The organism is Rhizobacter sp. P1_G5 (assembly GCF_056405435.1).
Window position 1 is genome coordinate 1 of record NZ_JBFUCB010000504.1, and the last position, 4,542, is coordinate 4,542.

Consider the following 4,542-nt stretch of genomic DNA (forward strand, 5'->3'; position numbering starts at 1 on the left):
GCATGCCGCCGCCGATCGTGYCGAAGCGGAAGTCCACCGGCATCCCCTTGCTGGCGGAGAGCGTCATCGTGTTGATGCCGAGCAGCCAGCGCCGCCCGCCGATCTCGGCATACGCGGGGCCGCCGGAGTCACCCGGGGCCACGCCGGTCTCGATGGCATTGCCGAGGCTCGACTCCCCCAGCGGTCCGTTGCCCCAGGGGCCGTCGAAGTCGTACAGGAAGAAGAGGCTGCGGCGGCCCGAGCCGTCGATGCTCTGGCGCACCGCGTCGAGCACGTTGCGGCCGACGCGCTTGACGGCGGCCGAGCGTGGCCCGCCGGGGCCGGTGTCGCCGGTGCCGCCGGCGCCGTAGCCGACCAGTGTCAGCACCTGTTGCGCCGGCGGTGCGTCGCGGTAGATCGGCAGGATCCCGACGCCCTCGGGCACCGGGCTCGCGAGCGTGATCAGCGACAGGTCGTCGTACGGGAACGAGGCACCGGGGAAGGGGGTGACGGCGGTCGCACCGATCTGCACCGGGGTCGCCTGGTGGTTCAGCTGCACGGTGAGGGTGCCGGGCGTCGCGCTGCCTGTCACGTGCGAGGCCGTCAGCACGAAGCGCGCTGCGACGACCACGCCCGAGAAGATGCCGCTCGGCGTCAGCACCGCGACCGCGGAGGTCCACGGCGACGACGGCGTGTTCGCGTCGATGCGCGCGTCGGGCGAATCGGGTGCGGTACCGGCCATCAGGGCGCGGGCCGGTGCGCCGAGTGCCAGGCACGACGACGCGGTGAGCAGTTGGCGTCGGGCGGGATTCATGGTTCGCCATGCTGCGCCAGTTCGTCGACCAGGATGCCCAGGGCCCGTCGATCGAGGGCCTGCAGCGCGGCGCGCAGCGGCGGGTCGTCCGGCGGCAGCAGCGACGCCGCACCCAGGTCGCTGAGCAGCGCGCGATCGCCGCCATCGACCAGCAGGTTGTGCGCGTAGAGATCGCCGTGGGTCAGGCCGCACGCATGCAGGTGGTCCAGTGCCTCGGTCGCCGCGCGTGCGATCGACGTGGCCCGGGCGACGCTCAGGCGCACATCCGCGCCGTACACGTCGCGGCTGCAGCTGGCCATGCTGGGCGGACCGGCGAGCGGCTTCCAGTGCGGGGCGAGCCGCGGCAGCACGAGGCCCGGCGTCCCGTCGGGATGGTCGGCGAGGGCACCGAGCACGCCGACGAGCTGCGGGTGGCTGCCGGCCATCAGCGTGGCGGCGATCTCGCAACCGGGCAGGCCATCGCTGGTCACGCTGCCCTTGAAGAGTTTCACCGCGACGTCCTGCACCGGACCGTCGCCCGGCTGCCACTGCGCGGCATGGATGTGGCCGGAGGCCCCTTCGCCCAGCAGCGCGTGCAGCCGCAGTTCGCGCCACGCGATCGGCTGGACGGTCGCGATGGCTTGCGCGGCCTGCTCGCGCGCCGCGCTGAACGGGTTGCCGGCGTGGGCCAGCCAGGCCAGTTGCGGCAAGGCCAGCAGCTCGTCGGTCAACGCATGCTCCACCCRCTCGAAGGCGTTGGCCGACAGCCGAAGCAATTCGAGCCGCTGCAGGCGGCCCATGCCCGGCGGCAGCCGCGTGAGCCGGTTGCCGGCCAGCATCAGCTTCTGCATGCGGGTGCAGTCGGCCAGCGTGGACGGCAGGRCCGCGATGCGGTTGTCGGTCAGGATCAACCAGCGCAGCGTGGGCGCCAACGCCTGCGCCGGCACGTCGGCAATCCGGTTGGCCTTGAAGCCCATCGTGTCGAGCGCGGGCAGGCGGCCCAGCACCGGCGGCAACGCGGTGAAGCGGTTGCCGGAGGCGAACAGCGTGTGAAGCCTCGTCAGGCGCGCCAGCCCGTCGGGCAGCGAGCCCAGCGCGTTGCCCGACACGTCGAGCACCTCGAGCGTGTCGGCCAATGCCAGCACCTCGGCAGGCAGTTCCACGAGACCGCAGCCGCGCAGGTCGAGGCGGGTGCAGCCTTGCAATTCGCCGGCGCGCAATCGATCGAGGGTCTGGCGGTCCAGGGTGCGGGCAGCAGTCAGGTCGGGTTGCAGCGTGGGCTCCATCGGTCGGGTCGCGGGCTGCCCGCATTGTCGATCATCGACTTGACATGCAGGCATTTGCCTGCCTATTATCGCTTCACGCAAGAACGCAACGAATGGACGCAGACAAGGTATTCAAGGCACTGGCCGACCCGACACGCAGAAAGCTGCTCGACCTGCTGTGCGAGCACAACGGCCAGACGCTGGGCGAGCTGTGCGAGCACATGGACATGGCGCGCCAATCGGTCACGCAGCACCTCGGGCTGCTGGAGGCGGCCCACCTGGTGAGCACCGTTTGGCGGGGCCGGGAGAAGCTGCATTTCATCAACCCGGTGCCGCTGCACGAGGTCTACGAGCGGTGGGTGCGCAAGTTCGAACGTCAGCGGCTCAGCCTGCTGCACGACCTGAAGAAGGAACTCGAAGGAGAGTGACGATGAGCAAAGAGAAAACCAGTTTCGTCTACGTGACCTACATCCGCTCGACGCCGGAGAAGGTGTTCGAGGCGATCACGAAGCCGGAGATCGCGCGGCGCTACTGGGGCCACGAGAACGTGTCCGACTGGCAGCCCGGATCGGACTGGCAACACATTCGCGCCGACGAGCAGCGCACGCTGCAATTGGTCGGCAAGGTGGTCGAGGTGGTGCCGCCGACGCGCCTGGTCATCACCTGGGCGAACGCGTCGCAGGCCGCCGATCCGGGCAGCTACAGCCGCGTGAGCTTCGACGTGGCGCCGTACGACGGGATGGTGCGGCTGACCGTCACGCACGACGAACTCGAGGCCGGCAGCGGCATGGCCAAGGGCATCCAGCAGGGCTGGCCGATCGTGCTGTCGAGCCTGAAGTCGCTGCTCGAGACGGGGCAGGGCATCGATGTCTTCGCCAAGCCCAAGGCGGCGTGACGCCATGACGACGCCCTACACCGGCGGATGCGCGTGCGGCGCGATCCGCTACGCGACGAAGCACGCGCCGATCTTCCAGAACCACTGCCAGTGCCGCGACTGCCAGCGGCGCAGCGGCACCGGGCACGGCTCCTGGCTGACCTTTGCCGCACGCGCCGAGATGGCGATCACCGGCGAGGCGACGCACTGGGAGGTCGCGGGCGACAGCGGCAACGTGAAGGTGCACGCCTTCTGCCCGGTCTGCGGAACGCCGGTGTTCCTGCGCTTTGCGGCGATGCCGGACCTGATCGCGGTGCCGGCGGGCAGCCTCGACGAGCCCGCGCGCTTCGATCCCCAGGTGCTCACGTACCGCGTGCGGGGGCTGGCATGGGATGCCGTCGATCCGGCGTTGCAGGCGTTCGAGCGGATGCCGGCTGCCCCTTGAGCTGCGGGCCCACGCTCACCGATTGGCGCAAAACCCGAACGACGTGCTCGCCCCGGCCTGCAGCACCTGGTTCCAGGACACGCCACTGGCGGTGACGGTGCTGCCGCTTTGCGACAGCGTGGCATTCCACGACGTGTAGGTGGTGCCGGCGACGCTGAAGGACGCCGTCCAGGTCAGCGGCGTCGCATTCGGGTTCGTCACGGTGACGTTGCTGCAATAGCCCTGGCCCCAGTCGTTCGCCACGGCGATGCTCGTGGTGGCCGGCAGGGCGGCTCCGCCGCTGCCGCCTCCGCCGGACGAGCTGCCGGGAGACGGCAGGACCGTCGGGAATTGAAGGCCGAGATCGATCTCCGTCGTGACGGCCAGCGCCACGCCCGTCGCCGTGATCATCTGGCCGAACACGTCGGTGATCTGCAGGTCGTAGGGCCCCGGCCCCATGCCGCTCGGGGCGATGAAGTAGTTGTACATCTCGCGCCCGAGGGGGGTGTACGCGCCGCTGCCGCCGCTGGGCCGCCAGGCGAGGGACGCGACCGGGCTGCGATGGTCGCGCACCTGCACGCCGGCCCACCATGGGCTGGAGCCCTCCTTGAAGTAGACCTTCGCCGCCGGCGGCGTGCACGACACGTATTTCCAGCTGATCGGAATGCGGCCGGCCCCCAGCGGCGAGATGCCGGCAAAGGCCTCTTGCGACAGGTCGACATCGCCGGGTGCGCATTCCGGACAGCGGTCGTCCACGCGCACGACCACCGACTGCTGCGTGTTCAGGTTCGTCACCTCGATGCAGGCGCCGCAGGCCTGGGCGGTGTTGTAGTCGGCCGTGTTCATGGCCGCGGTGAGGATCCCGGTGGGCTTGGGGAACGAGCAGTTGCCGCCGCCGCCGTATCCGTAGAAGGTGCCCTGTCCGGTGTGCGTCTGCTGGTAGTTGCCTTGGGCGGCCGCCACCAGGGGGCCTCCCATCAGCAGGCTTCCGATGAGTGCCGCGATGCTGCGGCGTGTCGTCGCGTCGGATGATGTCATGGCTGCTCCCGTTGCTGCGCCGCATTGGCGCACGGGGACTGTCGCGCCGAGTCGGCGACAGCGCCAGGGTGTGATACACCCGGCTGCACTTGTTTCGGTGCCGGGACTGCCTGTCAGACCGCGGTCGGCGCGCCGCCTGCCGTGTCGCCTGCCCTGTCGTCTGATGCCC

Annotated in this window: 6 protein-coding genes; 3 read left to right on the plus strand and 3 right to left on the minus strand. The window is 70.2% G+C overall.

The genetic code is table 11. The annotated features are described in order from the left end of the window. Positions 1-793: trypsin-like serine protease (locus AC1D12_RS25575; protein WP_477843721.1), on the minus strand; the 793-nt coding region annotated here is incomplete at its 3' end. Further along, positions 790-2,058, minus strand: coding sequence for a leucine-rich repeat-containing protein kinase family protein (locus AC1D12_RS25580; protein WP_477843723.1), 1,269 nt, complete (start codon positions 2,056-2,058; stop codon positions 790-792). The genes AC1D12_RS25580 and AC1D12_RS25575, both read right to left, overlap by 4 nt. Positions 2,059-2,150: 92 nt before the next feature. Here AC1D12_RS25580 and AC1D12_RS25585 point away from each other — a divergent pair, with 92 nt between their 5' ends. Genes AC1D12_RS25585 through AC1D12_RS25595 form a run of 3 tightly spaced genes read left to right on the plus strand, consistent with a single transcriptional unit; the run spans position 2,151 to position 3,356 of the window. Further along, entirely contained in the window at positions 2,151-2,465 is a 315-nt protein-coding gene (locus AC1D12_RS25585; RefSeq protein ID WP_465114760.1) for an ArsR/SmtB family transcription factor, read from the plus strand. Positions 2,466-2,467: 2 nt separating this feature from the next. Then, positions 2,468-2,932, plus strand: a complete 465-nt coding sequence (locus tag AC1D12_RS25590; RefSeq protein ID WP_477843726.1) for an SRPBCC family protein — start codon at positions 2,468-2,470, stop codon at positions 2,930-2,932. A gap of 4 nt (positions 2,933-2,936) precedes the next feature. After that, entirely contained in the window at positions 2,937-3,356 is a 420-nt protein-coding gene (locus AC1D12_RS25595; protein WP_477826007.1) for a GFA family protein, read from the plus strand. Positions 3,357-3,371: 15 nt separating this feature from the next. Here AC1D12_RS25595 and AC1D12_RS25600 read toward each other — a convergent pair whose 3' ends face one another. Further along, positions 3,372-4,373, minus strand: coding sequence for an expansin EXLX1 family cellulose-binding protein (locus AC1D12_RS25600; RefSeq protein ID WP_477826008.1), 1,002 nt, complete (start codon positions 4,371-4,373; stop codon positions 3,372-3,374). Positions 4,374-4,542 lie beyond the last annotated feature (169 nt).

Coding starts and splice junctions, on each gene's coding strand:
- AC1D12_RS25585 (WP_465114760.1), top strand. CDS start 2,151: ATGGACGCAGACAAGGTATTCAAGGCACTGGCCGACCCGACACGCAGA.
- AC1D12_RS25590 (WP_477843726.1), top strand. CDS start 2,468: ATGAGCAAAGAGAAAACCAGTTTCGTCTACGTGACCTACATCCGCTCG.
- AC1D12_RS25595 (WP_477826007.1), top strand. CDS start 2,937: ATGACGACGCCCTACACCGGCGGATGCGCGTGCGGCGCGATCCGCTAC.
- AC1D12_RS25600 (WP_477826008.1), bottom strand. CDS start 4,373: ATGACATCATCCGACGCGACGACACGCCGCAGCATCGCGGCACTCATC.